Raw genomic sequence first — 16,871 nt, 5'->3', positions numbered from 1 at the left:
ATGTGGCGGACCGGCAGCGCCGTCGTCTCTGGATAGGAGACGGCGGCGAAGACGTTCAGGTCCGCTTCGAGCGCCCACCCATCGCCTTCGTCAACTCTTCCGCCGCGGCCCGCACAGCAGGACCAAGCGCAGCAACCCTTTCATCCGGCAGCCGCACAGCCGGGCCTGAAATCGAAATGCCGGCAATAGCCTCGCCATATTCGTCGAAGATCGGCGCAGCGACGCATCGCATGCCGAGCGTATGCTCCTCATCGTCGATCGACCAGCCGCGCGAGCGGATCTCGGCCATATCCGCAAGCAGCACGGGCAGCGTATCGCGGGTCTTATCGGTGAAATGCTGCAACGACCGCCCTTTGAGCAAAGCCTCTATCTGGCTGTCCGGCCAGGTGGAAAGGATCGCCTTGCCGATACCCGAAGCATGGATCGGTCCGCGCCGGCCGGGGCGGAAGAAGGCGCGCATCGGCGCATGGCTTTCCGCCTGAGAGATGAAAACGACGTCGCCATCTTCCTCGATAGCGATGTTGGCGGTCTCGCCCGATGCCTCCATCAACTGCTTGAGGAAAGGTCGGCTGATCGTGCCGAGCTTGCGGAAGCGTAAGTAGGCCGTTCCGATCTCAAAGGCTTTCACCCCGATCGTCCAGGCGCCGGTCTCAGCATCATGCGCCACCATACCGTGCTGGGCGAGAGAGGTCAGCAGCCGGTGAACCGTGGAAGGCGCCATGGCCGATCTGTCGGCGAGATCGGTCAGAACCGCGCCATCGGCTTCGGCCACCAGCTCCAGCAGCTTCAGACTGCGATCGAGCACCTGCACGGACGAGGCCGCTGCATTCTCGGCCGGTTTCCGACCCGGCCTGCCCCTCGTCTTTTCCCGATTTTCCGCCATGCCGCTCACTTTTGACTGAAGGCGCGTGGCGCAGTTTGGCACCACCCGCTTTGGCTTCATGGCATATCCGCTTCGCTGCGATTGTTCCAGATTTGTTGAAAATGTTTATTTCCATATGATGGGATTGATTTCCATTTTAAGATTGCGCTCGCCGACCCATGCGGTACCTTCGAAGCAGAAACGGAGGAAATTCCCATGGCGAAGATGCGCGCAGTCGATGCCGCAGTGCTGGTTTTGGAAAAGGAAGGTGTCAATTGCGCCTTCGGCGTTCCCGGCGCTGCGATCAACCCCTTCTACTCGGCGATGAAAGCGCGCGGCTCTATCCGCCATGTGCTGGCCCGTCATGTCGAAGGTGCAAGCCATATGGCCGAGGGCTATACCCGCGCCCGCGCGGGCAATATCGGTGTGTGCATCGGAACGTCTGGGCCTGCCGGCACCGACATGATCACCGGCCTCTATTCGGCCTCTGCCGATTCGATCCCGATCCTCTGCATCACCGGCCAGGCGCCGCGCGCTCGCCTAGACAAGGAGGATTTCCAGGCGGTCGATATCGCCAAGATCGCAGCCCCCGTCACCAAATGGGCCGTGACCGTCATGGAGCCCGCTCTCGTCCCTTACGTCTTCCAGAAGGCATTCCATACGATGCGCTCCGGCCGCCCAGGCCCGGTTCTCATCGATCTGCCTGTTGACGTCCAGCTCGCCGAGATCGAGTTCGATATCGACACCTATGCGCCGCTCAACCCCTACAAGCCTTCCGCCACGCGGGCGCAGGCGGAAAAGGCGCTTGCCATGCTGAACGCTGCCGAGCGGCCGCTGATCGTCGCAGGCGGCGGCATCATCAATGCCGATGCGTCGGACCTGCTCGTCGAATTCGCCGAAATCACCGGCGTTCCGGTCATCCCGACGCTAATGGGCTGGGGCACGATCCCGGACGACCACCCGCTGATGGCCGGCATGTGCGGACTGCAGACCTCGCATCGCTATGGCAATGCGACGCTGCTTGCCTCCGATTTCGTCCTCGGTATCGGCAATCGCTGGGCCAATCGCCACACAGGCAATGTCTCGACCTACACGGAGGGGCGGACCTTCGTGCATGTCGATATCGAACCGACCCAGATCGGACGCGTCTTCGCCCCGGATTTCGGCATCGTTTCGGACGCCGGCGCCGCATTGAAGCTTCTCCTCGACGTCGCAACGGAATGGAAGACCGAAGGCAAGCTGCGTGACTGGTCGGCCTGGGCGGAAGAATGCCGCGATCGCAAGCGCACCATGCTGCGCAAGACGCATTTCGACCAGACGCCGCTGAAGCCGCAGCGCGTTTACGAGGAGATGAACAAGGCCTTCGATCGCGACACCTGCTATGTCTCGACCATCGGGCTCAGCCAGATCGCCGGCGCGCAATTCCTGCATGTCTACAAACCACGCAACTGGATCAATTGCGGCCAGGCCGGCCCGCTCGGCTGGACCCTGCCGGCAGCGCTCGGCGTGCGCGCCGCCGATCCGGACCGTCCGATCGTGGCTCTCTCCGGCGACTACGACTTCCAGTTCCTCATCGAGGAGCTGGCGGTCGGCGCGCAGCACAAGCTTCCCTACCTGCATGTGGTCGTGAACAATTCGTATCTCGGCCTCATCCGCCAGGCCCAGCGCGGCTTCAACATGGATTTCGAGGTCAGCCTCGCCTTCGAGAACATCAACGCATCCGGTGATGCCGAACCTGGCTATGGCGTCGACCATGTCGCGGTTGCCGAAGGGCTCGGCTGCAAGGCGATCCGGGTACGCAGCCCGAACGAATTCCAGGAGGCGTTCACGACCGCAACGCAGCTGATGGCAGAGCATCAGGTTCCCGTCGTCATCGAGTTCATTCTGGAGCGCGTCACCAACATCGCCATGGGCGCCGACATCAATGCCGTGGTCGAATTCGAAGAGCTTGCCGAACGCGGCGAGGATGCACCGACGGCAATCCTCGCCCTGCTGGACTGAAGGAGAAATACAATGCCGAAATTTGCGGCCAATCTCACCATGCTTTTCACCGAGGCGCCGTTTCTGGATCGCTTCGCGCTGGCCGCCAAGGCGGGCTTCGAGGGCGTCGAATATCTGTTTCCTTATGATTTTGCGAAGGAAGCGCTGCGCGCCGAACTCGATCGTCATGGCCTGACCCAGGTGCTGCACAATCTGCCCGCCGGCGACTGGGCCGGCGGCGAGCGAGGGATCGCGATCCCGCCCGATCGTATCGACGAATTCCGCCGCGGCGTTGCCTCGGCGATCGACTATGCGACGACGCTCGGCTGCCGCCAGATCAATTGCCTTTCCGGCATTACGCCGGCCGGCGTGCCCGATGAGGTGCTGCGGACCACTTTCGTCGTTAACCTCAAATATGCGGCGGAAGAGCTCGGCAAGCACGGGATCCGCCTGCTGATCGAGCCGATCAACCGGTTCGACATTCCCGGCTTCTACCTCAACACGCTGGACCAGGCAGCCGCGATCATCGCCGAAGTCGGCAGCGACAACTTGTTCATTCAGTACGACCTCTATCATCAGCAACGTACGGAGGGCGAGCTGATCGGCACCTTCAAGAAGCACCAGGCGCAGATTGCCCATGTGCAGCTTGCCGACAATCCCGGACGCAACGAACCGGGCACCGGCGAGATCGCCTACCCCTTTGTCTTCGAAACGCTCGATGCGCTCGGCTACGACGGCTGGATCGGCTGCGAATACAAGCCGCGCACCACGACCGCGGCGGGGCTCGGCTGGTTTGCCGCAGCCGGACGCCACGCCGAAGGCGCCGCCATTCTCAATATCAGGAGCTAACAACCATGGCACATATCGGATTTATCGGCCTCGGCATCATGGGAGCCCCCATGGCGCGCCACCTGCAAAATGCCGGCCACATCGTCGTCACATCAAAGTTTTCGATTCCGCCGCGCCAGGAGCTGCTCGACAACGGCCTGCAATTCGTCGAAACGCCGAAGGCGCTCGCCGAAGCCGTCGATACCATCATCCTGATGCTGCCAGATACGCCCGAGGTCAAGGACGTGCTCTTCGGTGAGAACGGGGTTGCCTACGGCTTGTCCAAGGGCAGGCTCGTCATCGACATGAGTTCGATCTCTCCGATCGAGACCAAGGAATTCGCGAGGAGAATTCGTGAGACTGGCGCCGAGTATGTCGACGCGCCGGTTTCCGGCGGCGAGGTCGGCGCTAAGAACGCTTCGCTCTCGATCATGGCCGGCGGTTCTGAAGTCAGCTTCGAGCGAGCGCTGCCGCTTTTCCAGCTGATGGGCAAGAACATCACACTCGTCGGCGATTGCGGCGATGGCCAGGTCACCAAGGTCGCCAACCAGATCATCGTCGCATTGACGATCGAGGCAGTGTCCGAGGCACTCGTCTTCGCCTCCAAGGCCGGTGCCGATCCGGCCCGCGTGCGCTCGGCCCTGATGGGCGGCTTTGCCTCCTCGCGCATCCTCGAAGTGCATGGCGAGCGGATGATCAAGCGCACCTTCGAGCCCGGTTTCCGCATCTCGCTGCATCAGAAGGATTTGAACCTTGCCCTGCAAGGCGCCAAGGCTCTCGGCGTTTCGCTGCCGAACACAGCGGCAACGCAGGAGCTTTTCAACCAATGCGCCGCCAATGGCGACAGCGGGCTCGACCACTCCGGTCTCGTCAAGGCGCTGGAGCGCATGGCGAACCATCCCGTCGCGTAACATGTGAGAGACCCGATGCCTGACATCGCCGATCCCCGCGCCTTTCTGGAAAGGCTCTTCCATGCAGCCGTTACGGCTGCCGATCCGGATAAGGCGCTCGCCGCCCATCTGCCGGAAAAACCGAAGGGCCGGACGGTGGTGGTCGGTGCCGGCAAGGGGGCAGCGCAGATGGCGCGTGCCTTCGAGCGTCTCTGGGATGCACCGCTCTCCGGCGTTGTCGTGACGCGTTACGGCTACGCCGTGCCATGTGAGCGTATCGAGGTTCTCGAAGCCGCCCATCCCGTACCGGATGAAAGAGGGCTGCTTTCAGCGGAGCGGTTGATGGCTGCGGTCAGCGGTCTTACCGAGGATGATTTGGTCGTCGCCCTTATCTGCGGCGGCGGCTCGGCATTGTTGCCGGCGCCGGCCGGCGATCTCACACTAGCCGATGAGATCGCCGTCAATCGGACCTTGCTCGCCTCCGGCGCGCCGATCGGCGCTATGAATGCCGTGCGCAAGCAGATCTCGCGTATCAAGGGAGGGCGGCTGGCAGCCCTTGCCCATCCGGCAAAGGTCGTCTCCCTCGTCGTTTCCGATATTCCCGGCGACAACCCCGCTCTGGTCGCCTCCGGCCCGACCATTCCCGACGAGACGACCCGCGCCAATGCACTTGCAATCATAGAGCATTATGGTCTCGATTTGCCTGACGCGGTGATGCGTCATCTCGAAGATGGCAGGGATGAGCCGCCCCTACCCTCGGACCCTCGTTTCGCTCGCAACGAGGTGAAGCTCGTTGCTTCGGCGGCTATCGCACTGGATGCTGCGGCCGATGTCGCCCGCAAGGCCGGCGTCGCGACGATCGTGCTTTCCGATGCCATCGAGGGAGAAGCATCGGAAGTCGGTCGTCAACATGCGGCGATCGTAGCCAAGATCCTGCAGCGGGGGCTGGCATCGCAAGAGCCCATGCTTCTTCTGTCTGGCGGGGAAACCACGGTAACGATCAAGGGCAAGGGCAAAGGCGGCCGCAACAGCGAGTTCCTCCTATCCTTCGCCTGCGCCATTTCCGGCCAAAAGAGCATTTCGGCGCTTGCTGCCGACACTGACGGCATCGACGGTTCGGAGGACAATGCCGGTGCCTTTGCCGACGGCACCACCGTTTCACGGCTTGCCGCTCGAGAGAAGGATGCAGCCGAATTCCTGGAGCGCAACGACAGCTGGTCGGCCTTCGCCGCGATCGATGACCTGTTCGTCACAGGACCAACCGGCACGAACGTCAACGACTTCCGCGCCATTCTTCTAAACCCGCTGGATTGAGGCCAGGCGACCCAAGCGATCGGGATCATCAGAACGCCAAAGCCGCCTGATCAACGAAATCGGGTGAGGCTTATAGCGCCGAGGCTTAACGAGCGCCTGAACCAGAGCTCAATTCTGCCTTCATTGGCGAGAATATTATTCCAAAATCATTTCGGAACTTAGCAAATCACTATAGGGTTGATACCGACTCGGCGGTGCCTACGCTTTGAGCGAGTCCGCTTTGCCGTCGAGCAAGACAATCCTGCGAAGAAAAGCCGACATGCCCAAGAGAAGCTCCCCGCTCGTCGCGTTTCAGTCCAAGACATTCCGTTCTCTCTGGTCGGCAACTCTCATCTCCAATCTCGGCGGATTGGTCGAAGGTGTGGGGGCTGCCTGGCTGATGACCAGCCTCGCCACCTCCCATGGCATGGTCGCCCTGGTTCAATCCTCCACGACGCTGCCTGTCATGATCTTTTCGCTCGCTGCCGGCGCGCTTGCTGACAATTACGACCGAAGACGGATCATGCTGATCGCGCAGACGCTGATGCTCAGCGTATCCGCAACGCTGGCGGTCCTGTCCTACAGCAATGCCCTGACGCCCTGGCTGCTGCTTTGCTTCACTTTCCTGATCGGCTGCGGCGGCGCGCTGCACAATCCGTCATGGCAGGCATCCATGGGCGATGTCGTGCCGCGCGAGCATCTGCCGGGTGCGGTGGCGCTCAACAGCATGAGCTATAACCTCATGCGCAGCATCGGGCCGGCGATCGGCGGCGTCATCGTGGCGGCTGCGGGCGCGGCCTTTGCGTTTCTCTTCAACGTCTTCTGTTATTTCGCCCTCATCTTCACCTTATGGCGCTGGAAGAAGGCTCCTGTGCGCAACACGCTGCCGCGTGAGTCTTTCGGCAGCGCGATGTCGGCCGGATTTCGCTACGTCCAGATGTCGCCGAACCTGCTCAAGGTGATGTGCCGCAGCTTCGTCTTCGGCCTGACGGCGATCGTCATTCTGGCCCTGCTGCCCCTCGTTGCACGCGATCATGTGCATGGCACCGCAATCACCTACGGCATCATGCTCGGCTTCTTCGGCTTCGGCGCCATCTGCGGCGCGATGCTGATCGGCCGTATCCGCGATGCGCTGAGCAATGAATGGGTGATCCGTGGTGCCTTCTTCACGCTGGCTATCAGCTGCTTCTTCCTGGCGCTTAGCGACCAAGTGTGGCTAAGCTGCCTTCTGCTCATGCCGGCCGGCGTCGCATGGGTGCAGGCCTTTTCTCTCTTCAACGTCACGGTTCAGCTTTCCACGCCGCGCTGGGTCGTCGGCCGCGCTTTGTCTCTCTATCAGACCGCCACCTTCGGCGGCATGGCTGTGGGGAGCTGGCTCTGGGGCGAACTGGCCGATGCCCATGGCGTCACCGGCGCCCTCCTCGTCGCCAGCGCCGCTCTCGGCATTGGCGGTCTGCTTGGCCTCCTGTTGCGCCAGCCAGACTTCGAATCCCTCAATCTCGATCCGACGAATACCTTCAGCGAACCGCAATTGCAGCTCGACCTGCGCCCCAGAAGCGGCCCGATCCTCGTCATGGTGGATTACGACATCGAGCAGGAGGACGTAGAGGAATTCCTGGCCGTCATGGCGAAGCGCCGCCGGATGAGAATCCGCGATGGCGCGAAGCAATGGTCGCTGTTGCGCGATCTCGAAAAGCCGAACACCTGGACGGAAAGCTACCATCTGCCGACGTGGATTGACTATGTCCGCCACGGCCAGCGCCAGACGCATGCCGATGTCGAGGTCGCCGAACAGCTGGATAGACTGCATCGCGGCGACGGGCCGCCGGTTATCCACCATATGATCGAACGGCAGACGGTGCCCCTGCACGACGACATGCCCCTGAAGCCCTATCTGGATGCGACGTAACGGAGCGGTCGCAGACCTGCTCCGGGCGACATCGTCATGTTGCTTTTCTTTTTGGCCTCGAACTACCGGTTCCAAGTGAAAACCAGCGGGCTCGACCCGTCGGTTAATCTTGCGAGGCAAAAAGGTCACACACTGCAAGCATTTGAAATCACATCATCGTAAAGTCGGGGAACGACCCACAACCTTATATTGAGCTATTAAGCAAAACGCCTATCTTTCCGCGCTGCTAATGTGGGCGCCAAATCACCCCAGGATTTTGCGAAGCATATGCTTCGCTCCTCGCCTTGCGGCTGCCTACGCAACCATTCGGAGTTTCAAGGCAGACAATGACATTTCCGACGATTAAGCTTCCCCAGAGAGCCATCATGCTCGCTCAGGGCGTGATTACGATGCCGAAGGCCGCCTATTTCTCCCTGGCGATCGTCATCGCGCTTACGGTTTTCATAACAGTTTACGAAGCGCCAGGCATATTGAGGGATTGGACGATCAGCCAAAACCCCATCAATCCTGTCGATGGTGATATCCGCGACGGAAAATGCTCAACGCGAAGAGGCTTCTTCACCACCTGCGAGGCGCACCTCAAATATACCTACAATGGGCAGGCCTACGACAAGGATGTCGAAATCATGTTCGTCGATATCCATGCCGGCGACTATGACACTGACCTCGTCATCTCCAGAGATCATCCAGGCTTGGCGACCCTCAGCCTCGGACTGGATATGCTCTGGAACCGAATCATAACGCTTGCCGTCTTCGTCGCCCTTCTCGGCGGCGCCTGTATTGCCGCGATCTTCCAGATCCTGCGCGTCTGGCGCGCCCGCGGACAACTGCGCCGGCCTGCTCAGCTCGAGCCGGTCCCGGTGGAAATCACCGCTTTCCAGCGACGCGGCAAGCGGCTGATGGTGGCCTATGCCGACAAGATCGACGGCAGAAAAACCGGACGGGCGGCCCATACGAATTTCGGGCCTGGAGAGGAGCCACTGATCGTTGGCGCAAACGGCGACAAGGCCGTGGCACTGGCCGTCTGGCATGGAAATACGGCTCTCCCTGTGCTTTTGGACAGCCGGCTGGAACGCATCGACATCTCGGCGGAAGAACGCGCGAGCATTCTCGCTCCGCTGACAGCGGAACTTGACGCTCATCCGCCGGAACTCATTGTTCAAGGGAAGAGAGGGCCGTCCGTCATGGCACGGCTTGCAAGGGGTTTCCTGGTCATACTTCTCTTCATTATCGGCATTTTCGGCTACTGGGTCTGGTATGTGACCAGCGCCGGCTCGCAATTCACTTCGCCCGCCATGGATATCAACAATATGATGCCGGCACCCCTCAACCGCTGGGGCTGCGATCAATTGAAGAAGCGTTTCGGCGATCAACGCGCGCCCTTCGGATGCACCGCTTCTGACTATACGAGCTGGAAGTGATATTCGACCAAACATTGATGGACGCGGCCTCTCCAGCGAGACCGCGTTCACCCAGACATTCTGCCATTCATCCGCTGATCTCCGAATGCGAGAATGCTATCGGTTCCCTGACAGGCGCACATTGCCGAAGATAGCTCGACCGGATACGCCGTGCTACCTATATTCTCAAGATCGAGATCGCCCTCAAACCGGGACGATAGAATCCGCGGAAGCGCATAGTCATGGACCAGCTCAACAGCACCGCCGCGACACTCCTCTCCAGCAAGGATCGCGGCTGGAAGGGCCTGGAAGCGAATTTCCTCCGTATTCAGGCTGGCCGAACCCATGTGCCGGGGTCGCAGACGCATAGGCTCGGCATTCATTTCGGGCGGGCCGTGAATGCTTTTTGTGAGTGCGACGGCCGTCAATACCGCCGTCGTCAGGCGCATGGAGATATCGATATCGTTCCCGCCGGACTCGATGGCTGGTGGGAAGATGACGGGGACTGCACCATTCTGCGCCTGAATATCCAGCACAAACTCCTTCAATCCGCCGCAGAAGCGCTTGGCAGAAATCCGAATGCTGTTTCTCTGGCACCAAAATTCCAGCTTCGGGATTCCCGGATTGAATCGATCGCCTGGGCGATCAAGGCCGAAATCGAGTCGCCCGTTCCATCAGACCGGACTTATGCCGAAGCATTAGGCCTGGCGCTGGCGATCCGTCTGGTGGAAGGCGGCGAACAGACTTCAATCGGTACAGCCGCGACAGGCGCCACTTTGACCAACCGCCATCAGCGACGCCTGTCGGATTTTATCGAAGCCCACATCGATCAGTCGCTGTCTCTCGCCGATCTCGCCGCGACGGTCGATCTCAGCGTATCGCATTTGAAACCGCTCTTTCGCGCCACTTTCGGCATGCCGGTTCATCACTATGTGCTGACGCGCCGGATCGAGCGCGCGAGATTGCTCATTCTCTCCACCGACATGCCGCTCGCCGAGATCGCGTCGGCAACCGGGTTTGCCCATCAGAGCCACATGACGCACTGGATGCGGCGCATCCTCGGCCTTACTCCGGGCATGCTGAGCCGAATGCACTCATGACTTCGATTGTCGTCCAAATCTGCAATTGACCGTCCGAACCTGTGCGATCCGCTGAACGCGCATGGCTAGCCTGCAGCAGGATCGACAGGAGAAGATGCCATGCACGCAATTTTGGGCGCCACCGGCAAGGTTGGCCGCACGACCATCGCCGCCCTGCGCAAGGCCGGCGTTCCGGCTCGCGCAATTCTGCGCAACGGCTCGAAAGCACAGGCTTTTTCGGATCTCGGCTGCGAGATCGCCATTGCCGATGTGCATGATCATCGGGCGCTGACGGCCGCATTCGAAGGAGCAAGCGCCGTCCAGATCATCTGCCCGGTCGATATTCGTGCCGCTGAGGCCTATTCCGGCATGAGACGACTGGTCGATTGCCTTGGCGAGGCCCTGGCGGCCGCCAAACCGCAAACCATTCTCGCCATCTCCGACTATGGCGCGCAGCATAGCTCTGGCACCGGCGTCACCTTGATTTTCCATGCGCTTGAAGCACGGCTGCGTCGGCTGGAGACCGAGAGGCTTATCCTGCTGCGATCGGCCGAGCACATGGAGAACTGGGCACGTCTGGCAAAGGTAGCGGCAGAGAGCGGCCGATTGCCGAGCTTCTATCATCCGCTGACCAAGCTTCTTCCGACCATCTCCGCGTATGACGTGGGTTCGATCGCGGCCGAGCTGTTTTTGGAGAAGCAGGACACCGCGCTAAGGATTGTTCATGCCGAAGGTCCCCGGCGTTATACGCCGAATGACGTTGCGGCGGCCATCGGCTTGCTGGCCGGACGCGAGGTCGTTGCCCAACCGCTTCCCGAGACCGAATGGCAAGCCGCACTCATGCGGGCGGGTCTTTCCGAAGACTATACGCGACTGCTGGTCGAACTTTATACGGCCCACAATGCAGACCGAATAGATGTCGAAAAAGATGTGGGCGAGATCCGTCGCGGTACAATCGAATTGATGGAGGTGTTGCAGCGGATTCTCAACGCATGAGGATTCCCGAACGCCTGGAACAGGCCATTTGCCGCCCTGTGCACGATCTCAGCAGCGCGGGATTGTCAGCACGACGGTCGTGCCGCCACCCTTGCGGCTGTCGATCGTCGCGTGGCCGCCATGCGCCTCGGCGATCGCCTTGACGACGGCGAGGCCGAGGCCCGACCCGCCGCCTCTTCGCGTTCTCGCATCGTCGGCCCTCCAGAACCGCTCGAAGGCCCGTTCGCTTTCCGCAGCCGTCATGCCGGGGCCGTCATCCGAAACCATGATGACGCACAGGTTGCCGGCCTCCTGAGAGGCTACACTCAACCTCGAGCCCGGAGCGTAGCGTGCGACATTGTCGATGAGCGCAAGCATTGCCTGCCGGATGCGCGCCCGATCGGCAATCACCGGCATCTTCTGCAAGTCGGTTTCAATCCTGATGCTGAGGCTGGCAAGCGACGGCCCAACGGAATCGATGATGTCTGCGATTTCTTCTCCAACATCGAAACGCGATTGCTGCAGCTCCATGCGCCCGGCATTCATCAGCGAAAGCGTCCTGAGGTCGTCGACGATGCGGGTCAGAGCATCGATATGGCCGATCAATCCGCGGAATACCTCCTGGCTCGGCTCGAACACCCCATCCGCCAGCCCCTGCATGCGGCCACGCAGGATCGTCAGCGGCGTGCGCAATTCGTGCGCGATGGCCGAATTCGAATATTGGAGCTCCTTTTCCGCTCTTTGCAGCTCCTCCGCCATGCGATTGAAGTCGCTGATCAGACGATCTGCTTCGCCGAAATTGCCTTCGCCGGTCGCCCGTCCCGCGAAGTCTCCATCCGCGATGAGGCGGGCAGCCTCCGTCACGGCCGTCAGGGGCTTGACGAGACGCCGGGCAAGCCGCCATCCGACATAAGCGCCGACGGCCTGGCCAATTGCCACGTTGATGCCGAGCACGACGAAATCGCTGACGGCCCAGTCGTCCGGCGGAGCGGAGTCCTTGAACAGCCATTCGTAGACATAGCCGTAGATCAGGAAGCCGAAAAACATCACCGACAGAGCGACGAAGGCGACGATGGTCGTTGACCAGATGATCTGCCTGTTAAGGCTGTTGCTAACCGAAATCGCCAAGGCGGTAACCCACTCCCCGAACGCCGTTCAGAAGATCGCCGACACCTGCGGCATCGAGCTTGCGGCGAAGTTTGCTCATGTGGCTGTCGACGGTGCGGTCAAGCGCATCGCCTTCGGGAAGGCAGGCATCGACGATCTCGCCGCGTTCGAAGGCCCTGTTCGGGAACCCAGCCATATATTCGAGGATGCGGAATTCGGTGCGCGTCAGGTTCAACGGCATGCGGCTTTCGCCGTCCTCCACCACTGCCATGTGGGCGATCGGATCGATTGCGAGCCTGCCGACCCGCAGCACCTTGTTCGCAGCACTTCCCGTCGCCCGTCTTAGAACCGCCCGCGCCCGGGCAACCACTTCGACCGGGTTGAACGGCTTGACCACATAGTCGTCGGCGCCGGAACGCAACCCATGCAGCTTGTCGAGATCGTCGGCAAGCGCGGTGACCATGATGACGGGCGTATTGCCTCTTTGGCGGATGGTGGCAAGCACGGTGTGACCGTCGAGTTTCGGCAGCTTGACGTCGAGGACGACGAGATCGGGCCGCAGCCGCTGGTGATGGGAAAGTCCGATCTCGCCATCCGAGGCCGTCAGCACCCGAAACCCCTCGCGCTCAAAATAGCGTTCAAGGATATCGGAGATTTCCGGCTCGTCCTCGACGATCAATATCAGTGCATTTTCCATCCAGGGCTCCTTTACCGGATAGAAACGTCAGACAGGGCCTGCGCGTCAACATTCCTCTGCCCTCCTCCATGAAACCTCCACAAAACGTCGACCGAAGACCAACAATCCCGATGTTTGCTTAGGCTCGGACGAAAGTGCTTGGGCGATGCGCTGGTACTGCCGCTATGGTGTTAGCTATCGCGATCTTGAGCAAATGATGGGCGAGCGGGGCGTGCTCGTGGATCATTCCACGATTTATCGCTGGGTTCAGAAATAAGCGCTGGAGATGGAAAAGTGGCTGCTGGCGGGCCTCGCCCACGAAGGGCCGACCCGATTTACGAACGCAATGCTCTTGATAGGATTGGAACCGAGGACCTGTTGTTAGAAAAAGCCCATCTATCTGAATTTCCGTCGATATCGCGCTTTGATTTTGCTTAGATGGAATGATCGATTTGGGGGCAACGGAATGTCGGCTCTTGTGGCCGGCCAGCTACATATAGTCCTACTGTTGCCACTGCCGTTCGCGCAGTTCGGACAGCAGATTTTGCAACGCTTCCGACTGAAGGTGCAATATTGGAAGTTGAATAATAGAAGGGTAATCGTTCGAAATGGCTGTTTGCGCAGGGCTGGCTTCAGCCACGCGTCAACGGCGACCCAGCGGGTGATGGTCCCGTTGAACGGCGGACGCGTGGCTTGCCATGCTGGTTGTTGAAGTGGGGCCTGTCACTTGACCGAAATGACGACCTTACCCTTTGCCCGGCCGGTCTCGACATAGGCCAAGGCATCTCCGGTCATCGCAAACGGAAAGGTCTTGTCTATCACCGGACGGATTACGCCGGCTTCGATCAACGCGGTGATGTCACCCAACTGCTTCCCGTCCGCGCGCATGAACAGGAACGAATAGCGCACCCCTAGATTTCGGGCTTTCTTTCGCACGCCGCGGCTTATCAGGCGCATGACCAGCTTCAGGAACGGGTTCAGGCCGAACTCTCGGGCAAACGCCGGGTCGGGCGGGCCTGAAATCGAAATGAGGAGGCCGCCAGGCTTTAGCACATGCAGGGATTTTTCAAGGGTCTTGGTGTCCTGGCTATTGAGGACGAGATCATATCCCGACAATACCTTCTCGAAATCCTGCGTCTTATAGTCGATCACGACATCCGCGCCGAGGCTTTTGACAAGATCGACATTCCCGGCGCCCGTCGTCGTCGCGACCGTCGCGCCGAGGTGCTTGGCGAGCTGAATAGCAAAAGTCCCGACGCCGCCGGAGCCAGCCTGGATGAAAACCTTCTGGCCGGGCTTCAATTTACCGACTTCCACCAGCGCCTGCCACGCGGTCAGGCCCACCAACGGGATGGACGCCGCTTCCTCCATGGTGAGGGTCGTGGGCTTCAGGGCCACATCCGCCTCATTGATCGCGATGAACTGGGCAAAGGTTCCGACCCGAGGGTCCCGCGGCCGGGCATAGACGGCGTCGCCTGGTTTGAAGGCCCGGACCTTTGAGCCGACACGGGTAACAATGCCCGCAACGTCGTGGCCCAGGATAAAGGGAGGCCGATACGGCAGCAGGAACTTGAACTCCCCATCCCTGACCTTGGAATCCAGCACGTTCACCGCCGTGGCATGGATTTCCACGAGGACGTCATCCTCCTGCAGCTGCGGCTCCGGCATGTCAGCCAGCCGCAGCACGCCGTTCTTCTTGTACTTGTCGACAACGAATGCCTTCATCGCATTTTCTCCGGTTTGTTATTGTGTGGTTTCATCAGGCATCGAGGAAAGACAGTGCCTTCGGTACGAAGTCAGCATGGTTCTGAAAAATCCCGCCGTGGCCGGCGTCCTGGTAGATCACAAGTTCCGAGCCCGGGATGCGCTTGGCCATGTCGACGCTGTTCGACGTCGGAACCATGATATCAGTGTCGCCGTTCGCAATCAGGACCGGTATTTTGATCTGTCCGAGATCCTGGGGAGCCTGCTGGCCCCAAGCCTTGATTGCCTTAAGCTGGCGCAGGAAGGCACCAAGTGTCGGCCCTTTGTCTCGAGCGGTCTTGCGTTCCTTCAATCGCTCCAGAAAGGCTTTCGCGGCACGGCGACCATTCACGGTAGAGGTGAAGAACAGGTAGAACTTCGGGTCTCGCAACGTCAGGAAACCCTTGAATATTAGAGGCCACGACACCGGTCCGACCTTGTCGATGCCTTTGCCGCCCGCTGGACCCGTACCGGTCAAGATGAGCTTGCGCACTAGGTTCGGTTCTTTCAAGACAATGTCCTGTGCCACGAATCCCCCAAGGGAGAAGCCAAGCAAATCGACCTTTTCGAAACCCAGCGCATGGATCAGCGCGATGGCATCGCGCGCCATCTCATCGACGGTGACGGGCGCCTTGCCACCGGACGCACCGATGCCCCGGTAGTTGGTGGCGATCACGCGATGCTTGCTGGCAAGACCGTCGACGATCCGCGGGTCGAAATTATCAAGGACGGCGCCCCAGTGGTTGAGAAGGACGACCGGCACCTCGGTTCGAGGGCCAAGGTCACGATAGGTGAACGTCGTGTCTCCAACGCTAATTGAGCGGTTCGGCGTATCAATGTAGCGCTCTCGCGATCCGATGTAGCTTATAGAAGTCGTCATTGTTTGTTCCATGTCACGGCTCATCTTCCGCAGCGTCACGCCAAGCCGAATTGCGAGCGCAATATTTTGTCGAAGAGGGATCGGGGTGCGAAACGCCGGGCAAAAGCAACCTGCCGTGCGGCCTTGAGGATGGTTTCGGCCACGCTCTCGGCGGTATCGGCGACCGTCATCGCGCGCTGGAGCGCCGCGAAATACTTCGCGCGGCCGGTATCGTAGGCGGCAAGCGGGATATCCGGGATCATCCGGGCGCCGTCCCGTACCTCGTCCGGTTTGGCACTGCGGCTGGTGCCGATCACACGATAGCCCGCATTCTTCAGCGCCATGGCGGCAGCCTCACCGATCCCGCCGGACGCGCCGGTGATGAACGCAGTCTTCGGCTGCGGCTGCGCTTTCGATGGCGCCATAGTCTCTAACCTTTCGCTCTGTTCATCGCTGGATGGCATCGCTGCTGTGGCCGAATACAAACTCGCTGTGCTGGCCATATTTAATGATGACATTCATAATCATTAATGTTAGATGATACTCGTAATCAAAAATGTCAAGTGGATTTTTGCCGGGGTGACGAGGTAGGACCATCCGTGGCAGAAGACACCGCGCAGGTCGTTCCTGCCTATGATGGAGTGAGCAGAGATGAAGGTGACCCGGGAGAAGGTGCAGGAGAACCGTCAGCAAGTCATTGATATGGCGGCGCGGTTGCTGCGTGAGTGCGGTTTCGACGGCGTTAGCCTTGCCGACATCACGAAGTCCGCAGGATTGACCAATGGCGGCTTCTATCGACACTTCGCCTCAAAAGACGACTTGCTGGTCAAGGCCAGCGAAAGGGCGATCACGGATACGCTGACGGTCCTCAAGAATGAGCTTCTCCAAAAGCCCGCAGATCCGTTTCGCACTCTGATCGAGCGCTATGTGTCATCGGCCCATCGCGATGATCCCGGTTCCGGGTGCATCCTGCCGGCGCTCGCCGTAGATGCTGGGCGTAGCCATGATCCCGCTCTCCGCGAAGTCTTCGTGTCCGCGATCCAACACTATCTCGAACAGATTGCGGCACTCTTGCCGGAGGGAGCAGAAGCGGACCGCGGCCGGCCTCCTGCCGCCATCCTTTCAGAAATGGTGGGCGCCGTAATTCTGTCCCGTGTCGTTGCCGGTACTCCCTTGGCAGACACATTGCTCTCCACCGTCGTGGAAGACTTGTTGGCACGCTGAACCAAATGGGTCCTTGCGGCTATTAGAGCAATTCCGCTTTTCTTCG

15 protein-coding genes and 1 pseudogene are annotated in these 16,871 nt (G+C 60.3%); 10 read left to right on the top strand and 6 right to left on the bottom strand.

Translation table 11 applies throughout. The annotated features are described in order from the left end of the window. Positions 1-55: 55 nt before the first annotated feature. Positions 56-883, bottom strand: coding sequence for an HTH-type transcriptional regulator BhcR (bhcR, locus tag AC13RE_RS14475; protein ID WP_488563423.1), 828 nt, complete (start codon positions 881-883; stop codon positions 56-58). A gap of 195 nt (positions 884-1,078) precedes the next feature. Here bhcR and gcl point away from each other — a divergent pair, with 195 nt between their 5' ends. The 8 genes from gcl to AC13RE_RS14435 all read left to right on the top strand — a co-directional run bounded on the left by gcl (position 1,079) and on the right by AC13RE_RS14435 (position 11,237). Then, positions 1,079-2,863, top strand: coding sequence for a glyoxylate carboligase (gene gcl, locus AC13RE_RS14470; protein WP_488563422.1), 1,785 nt, complete (start codon positions 1,079-1,081; stop codon positions 2,861-2,863). Positions 2,864-2,875: 12 nt separating this feature from the next. After that, entirely contained in the window at positions 2,876-3,691 is an 816-nt protein-coding gene (gene hyi, locus AC13RE_RS14465; protein WP_488563421.1) for a hydroxypyruvate isomerase, read from the top strand. Between the two features lie 5 nt (positions 3,692-3,696). After that, positions 3,697-4,581 (top strand): 2-hydroxy-3-oxopropionate reductase, encoded by an 885-nt coding sequence (gene glxR, locus AC13RE_RS14460; protein WP_488563420.1) that lies wholly within the window; start codon positions 3,697-3,699, stop codon positions 4,579-4,581. 15 nt (positions 4,582-4,596) lie between these two features. Continuing rightward, complete coding sequence (locus AC13RE_RS14455) at positions 4,597-5,874, top strand: glycerate kinase type-2 family protein (protein ID WP_488563419.1); 1,278 nt, start codon at positions 4,597-4,599, stop codon at positions 5,872-5,874. Between the two features lie 259 nt (positions 5,875-6,133). Then, the gene (locus AC13RE_RS14450) at positions 6,134-7,762 is read left to right on the top strand and encodes an MFS transporter (protein ID WP_488563418.1); all 1,629 of its coding nucleotides are present in this window, start codon (positions 6,134-6,136) and stop codon (positions 7,760-7,762) included. Positions 7,763-8,127: 365 nt separating this feature from the next. Continuing rightward, positions 8,128-9,183 carry a hypothetical protein gene (locus AC13RE_RS14445; RefSeq protein WP_488563417.1) on the top strand — a complete coding sequence of 352 codons (1,056 nt, stop codon included), beginning with the start codon at positions 8,128-8,130 and terminating at the stop codon, positions 9,181-9,183. A 221-nt stretch (positions 9,184-9,404) separates the two neighbouring features. Beyond that, on the top strand, positions 9,405-10,262 hold the full coding sequence (locus AC13RE_RS14440) for a helix-turn-helix domain-containing protein (protein WP_132721462.1): 858 nt from the start codon (positions 9,405-9,407) through the stop codon (positions 10,260-10,262). 99 nt (positions 10,263-10,361) lie between these two features. Next, positions 10,362-11,237, top strand: a complete 876-nt coding sequence (locus AC13RE_RS14435; protein ID WP_488563416.1) for an NmrA family NAD(P)-binding protein — start codon at positions 10,362-10,364, stop codon at positions 11,235-11,237. 48 nt (positions 11,238-11,285) lie between these two features. Here the strand turns inward: AC13RE_RS14435 and AC13RE_RS14430 are convergent, their stop codons facing one another. Together AC13RE_RS14430 and AC13RE_RS14425 are read right to left on the bottom strand one after the other, a co-directional pair. Next, entirely contained in the window at positions 11,286-12,344 is a 1,059-nt protein-coding gene (locus tag AC13RE_RS14430; RefSeq protein WP_488482282.1) for an ATP-binding protein, read from the bottom strand. Beyond that, the gene (locus AC13RE_RS14425) at positions 12,328-13,020 is read right to left on the bottom strand and encodes a response regulator (protein ID WP_488563415.1); all 693 of its coding nucleotides are present in this window, start codon (positions 13,018-13,020) and stop codon (positions 12,328-12,330) included. The genes AC13RE_RS14430 and AC13RE_RS14425 overlap by 17 nt, the downstream gene beginning before the upstream one ends. A 145-nt stretch (positions 13,021-13,165) precedes the next feature. Here AC13RE_RS14425 and AC13RE_RS14420 point away from each other — a divergent pair. After that, positions 13,166-13,273: pseudogene (locus AC13RE_RS14420) on the top strand (IS6 family transposase); the annotation flags it as partial. Positions 13,274-13,722: 449 nt separating this feature from the next. On the opposite strand, the gene AC13RE_RS14415 reads toward AC13RE_RS14420, so the two are convergent. From AC13RE_RS14415 to AC13RE_RS14405, 3 genes are read right to left on the bottom strand one after another with little or no spacing between them, the layout of a single operon-like run. Further along, positions 13,723-14,724 carry an NADP-dependent oxidoreductase gene (locus tag AC13RE_RS14415; protein ID WP_488563414.1) on the bottom strand — a complete coding sequence of 334 codons (1,002 nt, stop codon included), beginning with the start codon at positions 14,722-14,724 and terminating at the stop codon, positions 13,723-13,725. Between the two features lie 34 nt (positions 14,725-14,758). Continuing rightward, entirely contained in the window at positions 14,759-15,622 is an 864-nt protein-coding gene (locus tag AC13RE_RS14410; RefSeq protein WP_488563525.1) for an alpha/beta fold hydrolase, read from the bottom strand. 35 nt (positions 15,623-15,657) lie between these two features. Further along, positions 15,658-16,026, bottom strand: a complete 369-nt coding sequence (locus AC13RE_RS14405; RefSeq protein WP_488563413.1) for an NAD-dependent epimerase/dehydratase family protein — start codon at positions 16,024-16,026, stop codon at positions 15,658-15,660. A 226-nt stretch (positions 16,027-16,252) separates the two neighbouring features. Here AC13RE_RS14405 and AC13RE_RS14400 point away from each other — a divergent pair, with 226 nt between their 5' ends. Further along, positions 16,253-16,825, top strand: coding sequence for a TetR/AcrR family transcriptional regulator (locus AC13RE_RS14400; protein WP_132721500.1), 573 nt, complete (start codon positions 16,253-16,255; stop codon positions 16,823-16,825). Positions 16,826-16,871 lie beyond the last annotated feature (46 nt).

It is taken from the genome of Martinezella sp. CNPSo 3959, from assembly GCF_057784355.1.
Note: the sequence above shows the minus strand (reverse complement) of the source record. Positions and strands in the feature narration are given on the sequence as shown.